15 protein-coding genes and 1 pseudogene are annotated in these 15,218 nt (G+C 54.6%); 12 read left to right on the top strand and 4 right to left on the bottom strand.

Annotated elements, in window-relative coordinates; translation table 11 throughout:
• Nucleotides 1-10 precede the first annotated feature (10 nt).
• The 3 genes from AC5W54_RS12270 to AC5W54_RS12260 are packed head-to-tail and all read left to right on the top strand — an operon-like array spanning nucleotide 11 to nucleotide 1,605.
• The gene (locus tag AC5W54_RS12270; protein WP_495962380.1) at nucleotides 11-409 is read left to right on the top strand and encodes a hypothetical protein; all 399 of its coding nucleotides are present in this window, start codon (nucleotides 11-13) and stop codon (nucleotides 407-409) included.
• A complete protein-coding gene (locus AC5W54_RS12265; RefSeq protein WP_495962379.1) occupies nucleotides 406-1,281 on the top strand; it encodes an alpha/beta fold hydrolase in 876 nt (291 codons plus the stop codon). Before AC5W54_RS12270 ends, AC5W54_RS12265 begins: the two co-directional genes overlap by 4 nt.
• A gap of 21 nt (nucleotides 1,282-1,302) precedes the next feature.
• Nucleotides 1,303-1,605 (top strand): hypothetical protein, encoded by a 303-nt coding sequence (locus tag AC5W54_RS12260; protein ID WP_495962378.1) that lies wholly within the window; start codon nucleotides 1,303-1,305, stop codon nucleotides 1,603-1,605.
• A gap of 31 nt (nucleotides 1,606-1,636) precedes the next feature.
• Here the strand turns inward: AC5W54_RS12260 and AC5W54_RS12255 are convergent.
• Nucleotides 1,637-3,204, bottom strand: a protein-coding gene (locus AC5W54_RS12255; RefSeq protein ID WP_495962377.1) for an IS3 family transposase whose coding sequence is annotated in 2 segments (ribosomal slippage) — nucleotides 1,637-2,739 and nucleotides 2,739-3,204 — 1,569 coding nt in all. Because the reading frame shifts where the segments join, the coding sequence is not laid out codon by codon here.
• Between the two features lie 88 nt (nucleotides 3,205-3,292).
• On the opposite strand from AC5W54_RS12255, the gene AC5W54_RS12250 reads away from it, so the two are divergent.
• The 5 genes from AC5W54_RS12250 (at nucleotide 3,293) to AC5W54_RS12230 (ending at nucleotide 9,258) form a co-directional block, all read left to right on the top strand.
• Nucleotides 3,293-4,135, top strand: a complete 843-nt coding sequence (locus AC5W54_RS12250) for an ABC transporter substrate-binding protein (RefSeq protein ID WP_495962376.1) — start codon at nucleotides 3,293-3,295, stop codon at nucleotides 4,133-4,135.
• 91 nt (nucleotides 4,136-4,226) lie between these two features.
• A complete protein-coding gene (locus tag AC5W54_RS12245) occupies nucleotides 4,227-5,774 on the top strand; it encodes an ATP-binding cassette domain-containing protein (RefSeq protein ID WP_495962375.1) in 1,548 nt (515 codons plus the stop codon).
• Complete coding sequence (locus AC5W54_RS12240) at nucleotides 5,774-6,745, top strand: ABC transporter permease (RefSeq protein WP_495962374.1); 972 nt, start codon at nucleotides 5,774-5,776, stop codon at nucleotides 6,743-6,745. The genes AC5W54_RS12245 and AC5W54_RS12240 overlap by 1 nt, the downstream gene beginning before the upstream one ends.
• A gap of 8 nt (nucleotides 6,746-6,753) precedes the next feature.
• A complete protein-coding gene (locus AC5W54_RS12235) occupies nucleotides 6,754-7,770 on the top strand; it encodes an ABC transporter permease (protein ID WP_495962373.1) in 1,017 nt (338 codons plus the stop codon).
• 9 nt (nucleotides 7,771-7,779) lie between these two features.
• On the top strand, nucleotides 7,780-9,258 hold the full coding sequence (locus tag AC5W54_RS12230) for an NAD-dependent succinate-semialdehyde dehydrogenase (RefSeq protein ID WP_495962372.1): 1,479 nt from the start codon (nucleotides 7,780-7,782) through the stop codon (nucleotides 9,256-9,258).
• A 10-nt stretch (nucleotides 9,259-9,268) separates the two neighbouring features.
• Here AC5W54_RS12230 and AC5W54_RS12225 read toward each other — a convergent pair.
• A pseudogene (locus tag AC5W54_RS12225) lies at nucleotides 9,269-10,096 on the bottom strand (transposase); the annotation flags it as partial.
• Nucleotides 10,097-10,210: 114 nt separating this feature from the next.
• On the opposite strand from AC5W54_RS12225, the gene AC5W54_RS12220 reads away from it, so the two are divergent.
• From AC5W54_RS12220 to AC5W54_RS12205, 4 genes are all read left to right on the top strand, one after another.
• On the top strand, nucleotides 10,211-10,603 hold the full coding sequence (locus AC5W54_RS12220) for a PaaI family thioesterase (RefSeq protein WP_495962371.1): 393 nt from the start codon (nucleotides 10,211-10,213) through the stop codon (nucleotides 10,601-10,603).
• A gap of 62 nt (nucleotides 10,604-10,665) precedes the next feature.
• Nucleotides 10,666-11,964 (top strand): NAD(P)/FAD-dependent oxidoreductase, encoded by a 1,299-nt coding sequence (locus AC5W54_RS12215; protein WP_495962370.1) that lies wholly within the window; start codon nucleotides 10,666-10,668, stop codon nucleotides 11,962-11,964.
• 173 nt (nucleotides 11,965-12,137) lie between these two features.
• Complete coding sequence (locus AC5W54_RS12210) at nucleotides 12,138-12,806, top strand: GntR family transcriptional regulator (protein WP_495962369.1); 669 nt, start codon at nucleotides 12,138-12,140, stop codon at nucleotides 12,804-12,806.
• A gap of 214 nt (nucleotides 12,807-13,020) precedes the next feature.
• The gene (locus AC5W54_RS12205) at nucleotides 13,021-13,461 is read left to right on the top strand and encodes a hypothetical protein (protein WP_495962368.1); all 441 of its coding nucleotides are present in this window, start codon (nucleotides 13,021-13,023) and stop codon (nucleotides 13,459-13,461) included.
• 101 nt (nucleotides 13,462-13,562) lie between these two features.
• Here the strand turns inward: AC5W54_RS12205 and AC5W54_RS12200 are convergent, their stop codons facing one another.
• Together AC5W54_RS12200 and AC5W54_RS12195 are read right to left on the bottom strand one after the other, a co-directional pair.
• Nucleotides 13,563-14,204 carry a nitroreductase family protein gene (locus AC5W54_RS12200; protein ID WP_495962367.1) on the bottom strand — a complete coding sequence of 214 codons (642 nt, stop codon included), beginning with the start codon at nucleotides 14,202-14,204 and terminating at the stop codon, nucleotides 13,563-13,565.
• Between the two features lie 30 nt (nucleotides 14,205-14,234).
• Nucleotides 14,235-15,179 (bottom strand): DMT family transporter, encoded by a 945-nt coding sequence (locus AC5W54_RS12195; protein WP_495962366.1) that lies wholly within the window; start codon nucleotides 15,177-15,179, stop codon nucleotides 14,235-14,237.
• Nucleotides 15,180-15,218 lie beyond the last annotated feature (39 nt).

Genomic DNA, 15,218 nt, shown 5'->3' with positions numbered 1-15,218 from the left:
GAGAACAGTCATGAGATTTTTGAGATTTGATTGTAATGCTTTTAAAGAAATGGCCAAAAGTGACTTTGAGTTCACAAGAGAAACACGCTATCTAGATGGTATAGTCAAACTCGAGTTTGGTGGTGGAGAAGTATGGGCATTGAACTTTCATAATGGGGAACTTGAATCAGTAGAAAATGGCATGCCCGTATCTGACTTTGACTGTAAGATCGTTATCGGTGGGCGATCGGATCAATGGGAAAAGCTGCTGGCTGACAAGCCGGAGCCCTTTTATCAGTGTATCCAGTCAGCTGCTGTGAAGCACAATATGACAATTTCAGATACTAATGAAACCTTTGCATACCTGCCTGCGGTGAATCGTATGATTACGCTTTTGCGCAAACTTAGGAATGAGGAGGCTAGAGCATGAGTAAGCATGATCCGATCACTGGTCGCTATATCTACCTGACAGTTGAAGGTATTGAATATCGTGTCTATTACGAAGAAGCGGGTGAAGGTATTCCGTTACTCGTAGGGCACACAGCAGGATCAGATGGCCGTCAGTATCGCCATATGCTATGCGATCCGGAAGTGACAAAGAATTTCCGCGTCATCGCCTTTGACTTGCCATATCATGGTAAATCACTTCCACCTTATGGCGTGCGCTGGTGGGAACAAGAATATAATATGACAAAGTCTTTGATGATGGCATTTCCGAATGCGCTGAGCGATGCCCTTGGGTTGGAAAGGCCTGTTTGGTTAGGGTGTTCGATGGGAGGACACCTCGCCGTTGATCTTGCATCTAATTTTAACGAACGGTACCGTGCAGCTATTGCTGTTGAGGGAGCCCTGCGGTCCGCGGTGGAATACATCGACGTAGGAATGTCGGGCATTCGCAAAGAGTTTGACAACCCGAATGTGAATCGCACCTCCATCGGGGCGGCTATGATGCTTAATATCTCACCATATGCGCCCGAGCAGAATGTGCGTGAGATCCAATGGGAGTATAGTTGCGGTGGCCCCGGAGTTTTCGCTGGTGATCTATTTTATTACTATTATGATCACGATATGTCAGATGAGGAAGCCAGCAAAATCGATACATCGAAATGCATGCTCTATCTCCTTACAGGGGAATATGATCCAAATACATCTCCGAAAGAAACTCAGGCACTTGCCGATTTAGTACCTGGTGCAAAATTTTGGCCAATGGAGAAACTTGGCCACTTTCCCATGACGGAAGACTATACAGCGTTTCGTGAATATTTGCTTCCGATCCTATCAGAAATCAAACAAAATTCATGATAGCTAGCTAGGGGAATACTTATGAATTACAACAAGACACTGTTGGGTGTGGTAGTGGCCGGAGCGATGGCAGTTGCATCCGGGGTTGGTTGGGCCGACGGCGTCGGTGACCTACCGCCCGAAGAACAAAAAATCTACGAGATGATTGATCCGGAGATTCCACTTAGCCCTTCAGTATATGCTGACTTTGAGGCGAAGAACCCTCCACCGTGGAAAATCGGTTACGCGTCAAGTTATTCGGGCAATACATGGCGGGCCGAAATCATGAATGAGATCATGAATAATCTCTTACCAAAAGCGCAGGAAGAGGGTTTGGTTCGGTAGTTGTCAAGAAATCTGTCGCCTCTGAGCGCTTTCACGCAGCCCGTTTTTCTGGCTCGCCCATGGTGATCTGAAGCTCCCGCTCCGGGTTGAGCGAGACGGTGCCCACTGGTGCCCAGTTCCGGGTCTTACCGCTCCAGCGGGTCGGGTTGGCCGCACGCGCCGCCTGATTGATGGCGTGGCGCTTGGCCAACACCTCAGCGTCTTCGCCGGCATGGCGCTGTGCCGGCGTCACCAAACGGATGCCGCTGTGGCGGTGCTCGTGGTTGTACCACTGCACGAAGCCATGCACCCACTGACGGGCAGCCTCGAGGGTGGCGAAGCCATCCACGGGGTAACAAGGCCGGTACTTGCAGGTGCGGAACAGCGACTCCGAATAGGGGTTGTCGTTGCTGACCCGCGGCCGGCTGAAGGACGGGGTGATACCAAGGTCATGCATCTTCTCCAGCAGCGTGGCGCCCTTGAACGGGCTGCCGTTATCGGCGTGCAGCACCAGGGGCTGGTTGACCACCTTCTCGGCCAGCACCGCACGCTCCAGTACAGTGCGCGAGTTGTGAGCCGACTCGGCCAGAAACACCTCCCAGCCGGTGATCTTGCGACTGTAGATGTCGAGCATCATCACCAGGTAGTAGTGCTGCCCCTTGATGGGCCCACCCATCCATGAGCAATCCCACGTCCAGACCCGGTTCGGCGCGGTGGCATGGTAGGTCGTGGGCCGTGCATGGCGCTTGGGTGGCTTGGCACGGCCCCGGTGCACTACCTCGCGGTGTTTGTGCAAGACGCGATAGATCGTCGAGGGCGAAGCCAGGTAGCGCGCCTCGTCGTCGAACAGGCGCACCACGATCTGCTCGGGTGGCAAGCTGGCGTACGCCGGGCGGTGGCACACCTCGAGGATTTCCTGCTCTTCGGCCGGTGTCAGCGCGTTAGTCGGCACCGGCCGGTCGACCAAAGGGCGCTGGTCCTCGCGGAGGCCGCCGTCACGGGTCCAGCGCTGGTAGGTGCGGGCGGTGATGCCGAGTTCACGGCAGGCGGACTCCAGGCGGGCTCCCTGAGTACGGGCGTCTTCGATCAGCGCGACGGCGCGGCGGCGATCTGGGGTGCTGATCATTCGTCCTCGTCCCCCCAGATCGCCCTCGCCTTTTTTCTCAGGGCCAGCAGCGCAGCGGTTTCGGCCAGGGCCTCGTTCTTACGGGCCAACTCCTTCTCCAACTCCTTGATGCGCTTGCGCTGCTGCTTGGCCTCATCGGCCTCACGCTGGCGTTCGGTATGCGACAGGCTGGCCGCCTGCTCACAGTCATGGCGCCACCGTTCCAGCTGTTCGGGGTACAGGCCACGACGCCGGCAATACTCGGCCACCTCCTCGGCATTCATCGAGGCAGTCTCGACCACAGCGCTGAACTTGTCCCGCGACGACCAGCCGTCAGCCCCTTGACCCAAGGAGTCGGGCAGACAGCGACCCTCGGCACGGGCCTCCTTACGCCACTTGTAGACGGTGCCCAGTGAGATCCCTTCCTGCTCCGCAATCTCTTGCGGGGACAGGTTGTGAGGTGGCAGCAGCTTGGCCACCACGGCTTGTCGGCGTTCCTCGGAGTAACGAGGCATGAGCGTCTCCTTTCGCCCCCTGATCGGTTTATAAGAACAGGGTATCAGAGGGCACGACACTCATCCTGACACTGGGGGGGTTTCAGAGGTGGTCGTCACACAGTCTGATCTGAATGATGCTAGGCAGATTCAGCAGATGCGACAGATGGTCGATGGTGGTGTGGACGCTATTATTATCTGTTGTTCTAATGTAACCGCGCTGAATCCAACAATTGAGTATGCGCATTCTAGGGGTGTACCAGTCTTTTCGTTTTCGGGATACGTAACCTCTCCTTATTCCATCAATGTGGCGGCCAACCATCTGCAGGGTGGTTACGATATGGGGAAGTGGTTAGCCGAAGAAATGGGCGGTAAGGGAAACGTCGTACTAGCTTCGGGTATACCGGGAGCCGCTTCATCGGAAGCGTTCGACCAAGGTGCCAAAAAGGCTATGGAAGAGTACCCGACCATTAAAATCATAGGTGAAATTAATGGTAAGTGGACTGATCAAGTGGCCCAAACCGAACTGCAAAAATTCCTTGCTACCAATCCGCAGCAGGTAGACGGAATCCTAACACAGTCGGCCCAGGAGAATGGCGTTCTGAGAGCCATGCTTCAATCTGGCCGGCCTATGGTACCTATCACCTTAGGTGGTCAAGCATCGGCTGCATGCTATTGGAAAAAAAATCCTGACTGGATTTCAAAATCATTCCACATCTGGCCCCCGGCAAGAGAAGTTTCACAGGCTTGGGATGTAATGCTTCGAACGTTAAATGGGGAAGGGCCTAAACTCCAGAGCATGCTGCGTCCAGTCCTGCCTTATACGATTGAAGATGTGAACCAGGCGTTGCCTGAGGATTGTGATCTAAACTCTACTAAATGGATACAGCCTACCGAAGAGGAATGGTGGCCATCGGAAGTCGCTGATCAATATTTTCATAATCCCAAGTGACATAACCTATATAGATTTGAGCCTGACAGCACAGTCAGGCTCATCTTGCCGGACACTCAGGTTATAAAGTCTGAGTAAGGTGACTCGAACTATGAACATCTCAATACGTCTTCGAGGCGTCTCAAAAAGCTTTGGAGAAACTCGAGCATTAACGAGCTGTGATTTTGAAGCTTGTCCCGGTGAAGTTCATGCCATCGTCGGCGAGAATGGAAGCGGAAAGAGTACATTGGCTAAAATCATGTCGGGCATTATTAGTCACGATCATGGTGATGTCGAAATATTAGGGGGGGCTATCCACTCTCCTCTTGGGGCTCGTAAGCGTGGTGTTGCGACGATTTTTCAGGAAGTCCTAGTCGCTGATGAAGCAAGCGTTCTCGACAACTTATATGTTGGTTCAGATGATCTGCTTCGCCGCGGTAAGAGCCTTTCTGAAAGAATCAAGGAAGGCGGGGAGCTTCTGGAACGCTGTGTCGGCCATAAAGTTGATCTTACAGCGAATGTTGGAACACTGCCTTTGTACATAAAACAGTGGATAGTAATTGTCCGCGCTTTTCTGCGTCAGCCAAAAATACTGATTCTTGATGAATCCTCCGCCGCACTGGATTTAGATGCGACCCAGCGACTTCACGAAGAAATCAAGCGGCTTAGGGACGCCAATACTACGGTGCTTATAGTAACACACCGTATTGCTGAGCTGATTAATATTGCTGATCGCGCCACAATTTTGCGCGACGGCAAGGCCGTAGGGGTGTTGAAAAAAAATGAGATCACGGAGTCGCGTCTTCTCGAGCTTATGACACAATCCGGAAGGACCCTTAGTGCGACTCCCGCCGTTATTCCACAAAGAACAGGTGGATCTGCACCAATCATACACGGTACGGCTATAAAGCTTTTTAAAGATGCTGATCAATTCGACTTTGAAATCGAGCCTGGTATGATCGTTGGCTTGGCAGGGCTTGACGGACAAGGGCAAGAGCAGCTTGCCAGGTCGCTTGCGGGGATTAGCTCAGTTGCCGATGGAAAAGTTGTTTGCGTTGACAATAAGGGCTGTAAACATGAAATAACCTCCCTCCGCGTTGCTTACAATATGCACATCTCATGGGTGTCTGGAGACCGCAAGCGAGAGGGGATATTCCCCCAGCTAAGCATTTTTGATAACTTTGCAATGGGTATCTATCGACGTAATCTTGGTCCCGTTGGCAAAGTCGATAAGGTGTATGCCCAACGCCAGTTCGAAAGAGAAGTTCACCGGTTGGCGATAAAAACTGGTCCGACATCCAACCGTATTACATCTTTGTCTGGGGGCAATCAGCAAAAGGTGCTGATTTCACGAGCATTCGCGGATCATCCTCGTGTGATTGTGCTGAATGATCCGGCGCGTGGTGTTGACCTGGGGACGAAGCGTGATCTTTACAGGGAACTGCAATCGTTCGCTGAGCAAGGTGGTGCCGTCATTTATCTCTCTAGCGAGATCGAAGAGTTTATAGGCTTTTCCCACCGGGTGGATGTTTTTTTTAAAGGGGCGCTATTCCGCTCACTGGCTGGTACCGAAATCAATGAAGAAGCCATGCTGGCTGCCATGTTTGGTCAAGAACGCGGTACTGATGTTAAGTTCGACCAAGTTCATGAGGTCCAATAATGATACTTAAACAATCCATCGATCGACTAGGATCTCTCGCTGTGCCAGTTTTTTTGTTTGTGGCACTATCAATAATTGCACTGATAATTTCACCAGGGTTGTTCACGACATCCGGTATTGCCAACGCTATTCTTGTGTCTGCCCCACTTATACTTGCTACTTTGGCTTTAACACCTATCATCATGGCTGGCCGTGGGGCAGTAGATTTGGCAATCGGTCCGCTAATTGCGTTTTTGAATGTAACGCTGATTGCTTGGCTGTCGGGTAATGACATAACTAACCCCTTACTCTTTTGTCTATGGGCAGTATTTGCCGGGGCTGTTTTCCAGCTTGTTCAAGCTCTAATCATTATCTATGTGCGCATCGCGCCAATTATTGTTTCGTTATCCAGCTACTTGATTCTGACCGGGGTGAACTTGATCGTCATGAACCGCCCAGGCGGGGTGGCTCCGGAATGGATGTTTAGCTGGGCTGGTGGCGGTGAGCCACGTCTTTTTTCTCCCATACTCCTGCTGGTTATCGTGGCCCTCTGCTTCTGGGGACTCGTGAGGATGACCGGTTTTCATCGTCAACTTCGCTTGGTTGGATCAGATGAGCGAATGGCTTATACGGCGGGAATCCGTGTCGACCAAATTCGTTTACTCGCTTATATGCTTGGAGGTGTCTTTGCCGGGTTTGCAGCACTCAGCTATACAGCTTTGATTTCCTCTGGAGATCCAACGCAAGGTGCCACTTATACTCTTCAAGCAATCACTGCCCTTGTCCTCGGTGGTGCGAGTCTGGCAGGAGGACGTGCTAGTGCAAGAGGTGCTGTGCTGGGAGCTACCAATTTGTTCCTGATCTCCTATCTACTAGGAACTTTTAACTTCGGTGCCATGTCGGGATTCGTTACTCAACTAGCTTATGGTGCAATATTAGCTATTTCGTTACTCGTAAACGTTTTCACTGCTACTCCCAAAAAAGTTCATTGAGAGATATCATGGATAACACAAGAGATTACACTGCTAAACGATACCTAACATGGTCAAGCCTTTTAGGAAATCGATCAATCCTGATTGGCGCCGGGCTTCTTGTCACTTTAGTACTTCTTGGAGAGTTGTTTGTACCTGGCTTTCTGTCAGTGCAAAATTCACGCTCTATACTTTTGCTTGCGGCATTTCTAGGCATCGCCTCCTTGGGTCAGACTCTGTGCGCACTTCTAGGAGCACTTGATCTGTCGATTCCCTTTGTAATCGGCGCAGCCAATATTTTGCTTCCCAGTTTGCTCGCATCTGGTCTTTCTCCTGTGCTTGCCATACTGATCATTGTGTCTCTCGGAGCAGTCATTGGCGCAGTCAATGGTGCCTTAAGCCTCCGGCTGCAGGGGCAAGCACTGATAATGTCTCTTGCAGTGGGCTTTGCAGTTGCTGGAGGGGCACAAATCTATACTTCTATCGGTTCGGAATTTGGTGGAAACGTCTTCGCTGTAATTCCGGAATGGCTGACCAATCTTGCGTCATTTAACGGTACAACATTCGGTATTCACATGCCGCCGGTAGTGTTTATTTGGGCTGCCATCATTATTGTAACTATTTGGATATTGAGAAATACTTGGTTCGGTTTGGGAATCTATGCGCTAGGTGGAAACCGAACAGCAGCGTCTCGCCTTCAGATATCGGAATCACGCACGTGGATTGCTGTCCATTCTATTTCCGGTGTTATGTCTGCAGTTGCTGGTATGCTCCTTCTTGGGTTCTCTGGTGGCGGCTATATCGATGTGGGAAGTCCTTACCTCTTTACAACAGTCGCTGCTGTTGTAATCGGAGGTACTTCACTCCTTGGCGGTGCTGGTGGATACGGTGCAACCGTTCTTGGAGTACTTGTCCTGACTGTTCTAACATCACTTCTCGTCGGTCTCGGGCTTAGCTTTTCCGCACAGCAGGCAGTCATCGGTGCCCTCATCATACCGATGGTGGCGGTCTATGCCCGGGCACCGCACATTCGCAATCAAGTGTAAGGATTGAACATGAACACTATTACCATTATCGAGCGACTCAACGACTCTTCTCTTTTTCGTGAGCAGGCTTTTTTAGCTGGCAACTGGGTAGATCCAACTGAAGGCAAGAAAATCTCCGTTCGAAATCCAGCTACCGGAGAGGTGCTTGCAGAGGTGGCAGATTTGTCACTCACAGAAATTCGCTTCGCGATTGATCAGGCGTCTACGGCTCAAGAGGCCTGGGCCGAAATGACAGGGAAAGAGCGCGCTGCGATTCTGCGCCGATGGTATGACCTTATAATTCATAACCAAGAGGATCTTGCCATTATTCTAACTGCCGAGATGGGTAAGCCACTTGCAGAAGCTCGTGGAGAAATTACTTATGGTGCAGGATATATCGAATGGTTCGCCGAAGAAGCTAAGCGGGTTTACGGAGACACTATTCCCGGGCATCACCGAGACAAGCGGATTGTTGTATTGAAGCAACCTGTAGGTGTCGTGGCCGCTATAGCTCCTTGGAACTTCCCCTCGGCGATGGTTGCTCGAAAACTTGCCCCTGCACTTGCTGCAGGTTGCTCTGTAGTGTTTAAGCCAGCTGCAGAGACTCCGCTGTCAGCACTTGCGTTGGCAGCACTTGCTGAACGTGCTGGACTACCAAAGGGTCTGCTGAGCATCCTGCCGACCTCAGATGCACGAGGGTTCGGCACTGAAGTGTGTGAAAACCCAATTATCAAAAAGCTGACTTTTACTGGTTCAACAGAAGTTGGGAGAATTTTAATGGGGCAGGGCGCCAAGAAGATTCTTAAGCTTAGTCTCGAGCTAGGAGGCAACGCCCCATTTATCGTATTCGATGATGCAGATCTAGAAGCAGCAGTTGAGGGAGCAATTGTATCTAAATTTCGCAACAATGGGCAGACTTGCGTTTGCGCAAACCGTATCTATGTTCAGGAAGGTATTTACGATGCCTTCGTGAAGAGGCTTGGCGATGCTGTCGCGGGAATGAAAGTCGGTGATGGTTTCGTAGATGGTACTGATCTTGGTCCCTTGATTAATGAGGCTGCTAAGGCCAAGCTTGAAGATCATATTCAAGACGCTGTTTCGAAAGGAGCTGAGATCGTAACAGGTGCTGAGCCCCACTCGCTTGGAGGTACTTTTGTGAAACCTACAGTTCTTAAAGGCGTCACCCCGGAAATGAAGGTCGCACGTGAAGAGACCTTTGCGCCGCTTGCTCCTGTGTTTAAGTTCAAAACAGTTGAAGACGTGATTCACATGGCAAATGACACAGAGTTTGGTCTTGCCTCATACTTTTATGCTTCTGACATGCGGCAGGTCTGGAAAGTTGCCGAGGCGTTAGAATACGGCATGGTGGGGGTGAATACCGGTCTTATCTCAACGGAGGTTGCTCCGTTCGGCGGTGTTAAGCAGTCTGGCTTTGGGCGTGAGGGGTCCAAGTATGGCATGGATGATTATCTGTCAATCAAGTATGTCTGTCTCGGCGGGATTGCATGAGGTTGCCTGATTACTTATATGGCTCAGACTGCTTAAGGAACCGGTACGGCATCGGCGATGCTCTGACTGGCACCTGGAGAAAGTGCAGGATCATGGCCGTGAGGTCGTAGCGTCGGTTGAATTCAGGTATCTTTGCCAGGTAGTGCGGCGCATGTTGGCCACGGATGGCGTGGTAGCTGCCGGTGGTGGCGTTCTCGACGTTGCCCAGCAAGGCGTTAACCCAGTTGTAGGCAGGAATCTGCGTGCTGGTACGGCCACCGCCGGTCATGAGGTGTTCATTGGCATAACCCGGGATATCAGGCACCGAATCGCCCCAGGCCATTGCTGACCACCTGACCACTTGACTGCCTGTCATGATAGCAGTCTGGGCATAGCGACGCACCGCGGCCAGATAAACCTGGACAAGCGGCGAAGCTGGACGCGCTGAGGATGGCTTTCATCACCGGTCTGCACCGCGGCGACGAACGGGACCTAAGCTTTGTCTGCAAAGTCGGCGAGCGATGGCCAGATAAAGCATCAATCGGTGAAAAGACGGAGTTTACGAGGTGGAAATGAGTACTTTGATCCGATTGTTAACCCCGGGTAGGCGAGCGCAGGCAGTTTTCAGACAAAGCGTAGTTCTCGACGCCGCGCCTGCGCTTTGCGCCCGTTCGCCGTCAATGTATACATTGTCGATCTCGATGGGCCCTGCAAGCGTCTTTCTTGGTTATGCTCGTGCACGACCTGCAGCAATTTATGCATGTGCTTGCAGGTGGTGTTGTGGCTGACACCGGGCAGCAGCACTGAGAGACCAGTGTTGCGTTGGATCAGCAGGAAAATTGTCAGACCAGGTAGTGAGCGAATGTAATGAGTTGTAAGGCATTCTTTATATTCATATATGCATCTCTTTCGATATCTTAAGCTGTAAGAAATACTGCTTCCAAGTTGAGAATTAATGTCATGGGGTATTTGAATGGACAATGCTTTCGCTGAGTCTCTCGGGATAAAGCTTGTTGTGTGGAAGCCAAATTTTTGCGAATGGTCTATGAAGGTTGATGAGAGTCATATGAACACTCACTCCACTTTGCAGGGCGGCATTGCTGCTACAATACTGGATGTGGCATGTGGCTATTGTGGGTTTCATCCTGATGAACATGGAAAAAATGCGCGTGCTTCTACATTGTCTTTGTCAATTAACTACATCAGCAAGGCTCGCCCTGGTGATAGCTTAGTTGCCCGCGGTAAGCTAGTTGGTGGTGGGGCTAAAATCTTTTTCTCTGACTCAGTTCTTTTTAATGCTGAAACTTTAGAAACGATAGCGACGGCAACGGGGTGCTTCAAGAGGTTTTCCGTTCGCGTACAGTAAAAAGAATAGTGAAACTCATCGTCTGAATTGCTGAATTCAAATTATTATATAGGGATTCTTACATGGCGCTACAACGCATTGTGGTTGTCGGTGGAGGTGCAGGAGGTCTTGAGCTGGTGACCTTGCTCGGTCGGCAACTCGGTAAGCGTGGTAAGGGGGAGGTCGTGCTCGTCGACCGAAACCCCACCCACATCTGGAAGCCCCTGCTCCACGAGGTCGCCACCGGCGCCCTGGACTCGGGCCTCGACGAGATCTCCTACCAGGGGCACGCCCGCGCCAACGGCTACCGCTTCCAGCGCGGCACCCTGTGCGACCTGGATCGCGAACACAAGCACCTGGAGCTGGCCGCCGTGCTCGACGACGACGGTAACGAAGTGCTGCCGCCGCGACGCCTCGAATACGACCTGCTGGTGCTGGCGCTGGGTAGCGTGAGCAACGACTTCGGCACCCCGGGGGTCGCCGAGCACTGTCACTTCCTGGACAGCCCGGCCCAGGCCGAGGCCTTCCGGCGCGACATGCTCAACACCTTCCTGCGCTACAGCGATCCCGAGCGGCGCGACCACTCGCACCTCACCGTGGGCATCGTCGGCGCCGGGGCCACCGGGGTGGAGCTCGCCGCCGAGCTCTACGACGCCTCGCGCATGCTGCACAGCTACGGCTTCACCCGCCTCGACAGCGGCCAGCTCTCGGTGCACTTGCTCGAGGCGGCGCCGAAGATCCTGCCGGCCCTGCCGGACCGCATCTCCGGGGCAGTACACAAGGAACTCGAGAAGCTGGGTGTGCGGGTCCACCTCGACACCCGGGTCACCGACGTGGACGCCACAGGCTTCACCACCGCCGACGGCACGCGCATCGCCACCGACCTCAGCGTCTGGGCCGCAGGCATCAAGGCCCCGCCCTTCCTCTCCGAGCTGGGGCTGGCCACCGAGCGCAACCACCAGATCAAGGTACACCCCACCCTGCAGAGCCTCGACGACCCGTCCATCTTCGCCTTCGGCGACTGCGCCAGTTGTCCCCAGGAGGGCGACAAGCCGGTGCCGCCGCGCGCCCAGGCGGCCCACCAGCAGGCCTCGCTGCTGTATCGCAACCTGCGCGCCCGGCTCGACGACCGGCCGCTCAAGGACTTCGTGTTCCGCGACCGCGGCTCGCTGATCTCGCTGGCCCACTTCGAGGCGATCGGTAGCCTGATGCGCGGCGCCTCGGCGCGCAGCCTGTTCATCGAGGGGCACCTGGCGAAGTTCTTCTACGCCTCGCTCTACCGCATGCACCAGCGCGCCATCCACGGCAGCGTCAAGACCGCCGTGACCATGGTGGTGGCCGGCCTCAACCGGTTTATTAGGCCGCGAATGAAGCTGCATTGAGCATGGCTGTCCCGGTCGAAATGGACTTAGGAGGGCTATGGATTTCACTCTCTTGTTTGTGTTCTTCCACATGGCTCATTGACAGGAAAGAGAATATCATTTCTAGTTGATTTTTTGTCGATTTTGAATTATCGTATCATTGCATTAATGTAGTGCCAGTGGGGCTAATTAAAATGAAGCTGAAAAGAGAAATCACTTCTCTGCGCCATCAAGTCCAAGAAGTGCTTCGCGAAGAAATTGTTTCTGGACGTTTGAAGCCAGGGGAGAGGCTTGTTGAGCCACAGTTGTGTGAAGCTCTTGATGTAAGCAGAACATCGTTGAGAGAGTCACTTAGAGCGCTTGAGGCCGAAGGACTAGTTGAATTGGTGCCTCACCGTGGCGCAGTTGTTGCTAAAGTAAGCTTGGGCGAGGCTAAGCAGATATATCAAATTCGAGCAGAGCTTGAAGCTTTGGCCGTAAGAAACTTTGTGAACCACAGCTGTAGTGAAGACAGAAAAAGTCTGCGCTTATCATTGGAAGAATATCGCTCTTTGACAAAGGGTAATCCGTCAGGAACTGAACTGTTAGAGAAAAAGAAGCTGTTTTATTCTGTCTTGTTTGGCATTGAAGAGAATTCAGTGCTGAAAGATCTTGTCAATATTCTCAATAATCGTATTAATCTTCTTAGAGCTGTATCATTTAATCGCCCAGGTCGACTTGAGGAGACAATACATGAGCTAGATGAAATTGTTTCATCGATAGAGCTGCATGATGAAATTGCCGCTGGAAAAGCAGCTATCAACCATGTGCAAAGAGCTGCCGATAACGTATTGAATATACTAAAAAATAAAGAAGATTTCTAAGCGCAAGGTCCCGTGTTATCAAATCGACCACCTCGTGGCCCGCTATTCTGGAGTGGATGAATGGTGTCTCCCGATTCATAAGCACAGTGTAAGTTAGTGCCGATTGGGGCGACCAAGAGAAACCCGAAAAACGTGGCAGATCCTCGCTCCTTCATGGTATTGGGACGCAGCGAGGGCACGCTCCCGCGGTGATGATGTGTAACCAGAGGCAGACATGATGGTAGCCGACAACAAGATAGACGGGAAAATCATCTGGGTGGGAATGCTGATGATGGCGGCGCTGATTACCCTGGCCACGAGCGAGGCCTGGGCCAATGCGGAGCCATATGTGGCCACGCCCGACGGCGACGGTGTGCAACGTATCCGCCTCGTCGGTGGCAGTTATTTCTTCGAGCCCGAGCATATTCAGGTCAAGGTGGGCGTCCCGGTGGAGCTGGTGGTCAGCCGGGAGAGCGGCCTTGCGCCGCATGACCTGGTGATCCAGTCGGAGGCGTTGGGGCTCGATATCGAGGAGGAGCTGGAGCGTGAGGAGAAGGTCATCCGCTTTACACCCCAGGTCCCGGGTCGGGTGGTCTTCTATTGCGGGAAAAAGTTGTGGTTCCTGCCCAGCCACCGCAACAGGGGAATGTCCGGTGTGCTGGAGGTGGTGGAGTGAGCCGGTGGTTGGTGGCTGTTCATCCGGGCCTCCCGAAGGGTCGAGTGAGGGCGCGCCTCCCGTGTTCCGGGTAGGCTCCGGATGAACAGCCTGCCGAGAGATCACGTCTCGCTCATATGGAGGAACAGCTTCTCCCGGGGCCAGCGCACCTTCTCGAGGCCGGCGTGCCGGTCGGCTTCGCCGTCACGATAGCCCAGCGCCATCAGCACCACGCTGCGCAGGTTCTGCTCCCTGAGCCCCAGCAGGTCATCCAGCCCCGCCGGGTCGAAGCCCTCCATGGGCGAGGCGTCCACGCGCTCCGCGGCCGCCGCGGCGAGCGCCGTGCCGAGCGCCAGGTAGGCCTGCTTGGCCGCCCACTGGAATTTCTCGTGGGTCGACGCGAAGCCGCCGACGGCCTCCTTGATGGTGCTCCCGTATGCCGCCAGCTCGTCCGGGTGCTGGCCGCGTGTCTCGGCGGTGAGCCGGATCAGGTCGTCGACCTGGGCCTCCTCGACGGGATCCCAGGCGGCGAACACCAGCAGGTGCGAGGATTGGGTGATCTGCGGTTGGTCGAAGGCCACCGGACTGATCCGCTCGCGCAGCGCCCGGTCCTCGATCACCAGCACGGAGTAGGGCTGCAGGCCGTAGGAGGAGGGCGCCAGGCGCACCGCCTCCAGGATCCGGTCGACCTGTGTCCGGGGCACTCGCTCGCCGTTCATGCGTTTGGTGGCGTAGCGCCAGTTGAGGGCTTCGATGAGACTCATGATGACTCCTTGTCGGGAAACGTGACGCTATCAGGTGGTCCTGGCGCCACTCGGGACGGACGCGGCGCGGGCGCCGCGATGGAAGAGCACGGTACCGAGCGCCACCAGCAGCGCGGCCAGGCCCAGGTTGGGGGGCGGGGCCTCGCCGAGCGCCAGCACCGCGATCAGCGTGCCGACCAGCGCCGCCACCGTGCCGATCTGGCTCAGGTAGACGGGGCCGGCGAGCTTCTGCAGCACGAAGTAGAAGAGGTAGAGCACCGAGAACACAGCGACTTCCACCAGCAGCAGCCGTAGGGCGGCCCCGGTGGTGAACAGCGCCAGGGACTGGCCGGGCTCGAGCAGCAGCACGAAGGGCAGCAGCGTCACGGCGCCGCCGAACATCATCAGCGCCGCCAGGAACACCGGCGCGGTGCCGTCGGGCCAGCGCAGCGTGCGGTAGATGTTGCCGAGCGCGATCACCAGCGGCATGGCCAGCACCAGCAGGACCCACCCCTGGGCACCGCCGGCGCCGCCGGCCTTGGCCGCGGCCAGCACCAGCCCGCCGGAGAGTCCCAGCAGCACGCCCAGCAGCCGCAGGGCGCGCAGGCGTTCCAGGCTCAACCAGACGGCCAGCAACCAGGTGAGGAGGATCGGGAAGGCGAAGCTGAGCGAGATGAAGCCCGCGCCGACATGGCGTACCGCGAGGAAGGCCAGGGCGTTGGGCACGGCGAACAGCGCCCCGGCCACGGCGGCGTACTCCAGGGTACGGCGGTTGAGCGCCATCGACTGCCGTTGCAGCGCTCCGATGGCGCCCAGCACGATCCCGGCGCCGGCCATGGCCGTCATCAGGAAGGTCAGCCGCGGCGCCCCCGCGCCGTCCGCCAGCTTGGCCACCACCAGCGACAGCGCCAGGAAGGTGCCGACCAGCAGCAGGCAGCCCAAGGCGTAGAGCCCGGCCCGATCTGAGCTCTTGCGCGACAGTGTTGCGTTCGACATCATCCCTCCTCCCGTAGCTCGGCGGGAAGTATCTTCTCG

The organism is Halomonas sp. LMYGS-3 (assembly GCF_059509875.1).
This window is presented reverse-complemented; position numbering and strand designations above follow the sequence as displayed.

Excerpts from the sequence above, each read along its gene's own strand:
- AC5W54_RS12270 (WP_495962380.1), top strand. The coding sequence starts at position 11 with ATGAGATTTTTGAGATTTGATTGTAATGCTTTTAAAGAAATGGCCAAA.
- AC5W54_RS12265 (WP_495962379.1), top strand. The coding sequence starts at position 406 with ATGAGTAAGCATGATCCGATCACTGGTCGCTATATCTACCTGACAGTT.
- AC5W54_RS12260 (WP_495962378.1), top strand. The coding sequence starts at position 1,303 with ATGAATTACAACAAGACACTGTTGGGTGTGGTAGTGGCCGGAGCGATG.
- AC5W54_RS12245 (WP_495962375.1), top strand. The coding sequence starts at position 4,227 with ATGAACATCTCAATACGTCTTCGAGGCGTCTCAAAAAGCTTTGGAGAA.
- AC5W54_RS12240 (WP_495962374.1), top strand. The coding sequence starts at position 5,774 with ATGATACTTAAACAATCCATCGATCGACTAGGATCTCTCGCTGTGCCA.
- AC5W54_RS12235 (WP_495962373.1), top strand. The coding sequence starts at position 6,754 with ATGGATAACACAAGAGATTACACTGCTAAACGATACCTAACATGGTCA.
- AC5W54_RS12230 (WP_495962372.1), top strand. The coding sequence starts at position 7,780 with ATGAACACTATTACCATTATCGAGCGACTCAACGACTCTTCTCTTTTT.
- AC5W54_RS12220 (WP_495962371.1), top strand. The coding sequence starts at position 10,211 with ATGGACAATGCTTTCGCTGAGTCTCTCGGGATAAAGCTTGTTGTGTGG.
- AC5W54_RS12215 (WP_495962370.1), top strand. The coding sequence starts at position 10,666 with ATGGCGCTACAACGCATTGTGGTTGTCGGTGGAGGTGCAGGAGGTCTT.
- AC5W54_RS12210 (WP_495962369.1), top strand. The coding sequence starts at position 12,138 with ATGAAGCTGAAAAGAGAAATCACTTCTCTGCGCCATCAAGTCCAAGAA.
- AC5W54_RS12205 (WP_495962368.1), top strand. The coding sequence starts at position 13,021 with ATGATGGTAGCCGACAACAAGATAGACGGGAAAATCATCTGGGTGGGA.
- AC5W54_RS12200 (WP_495962367.1), bottom strand. The coding sequence starts at position 14,204 with ATGAGTCTCATCGAAGCCCTCAACTGGCGCTACGCCACCAAACGCATG.
- AC5W54_RS12195 (WP_495962366.1), bottom strand. The coding sequence starts at position 15,179 with ATGTCGAACGCAACACTGTCGCGCAAGAGCTCAGATCGGGCCGGGCTC.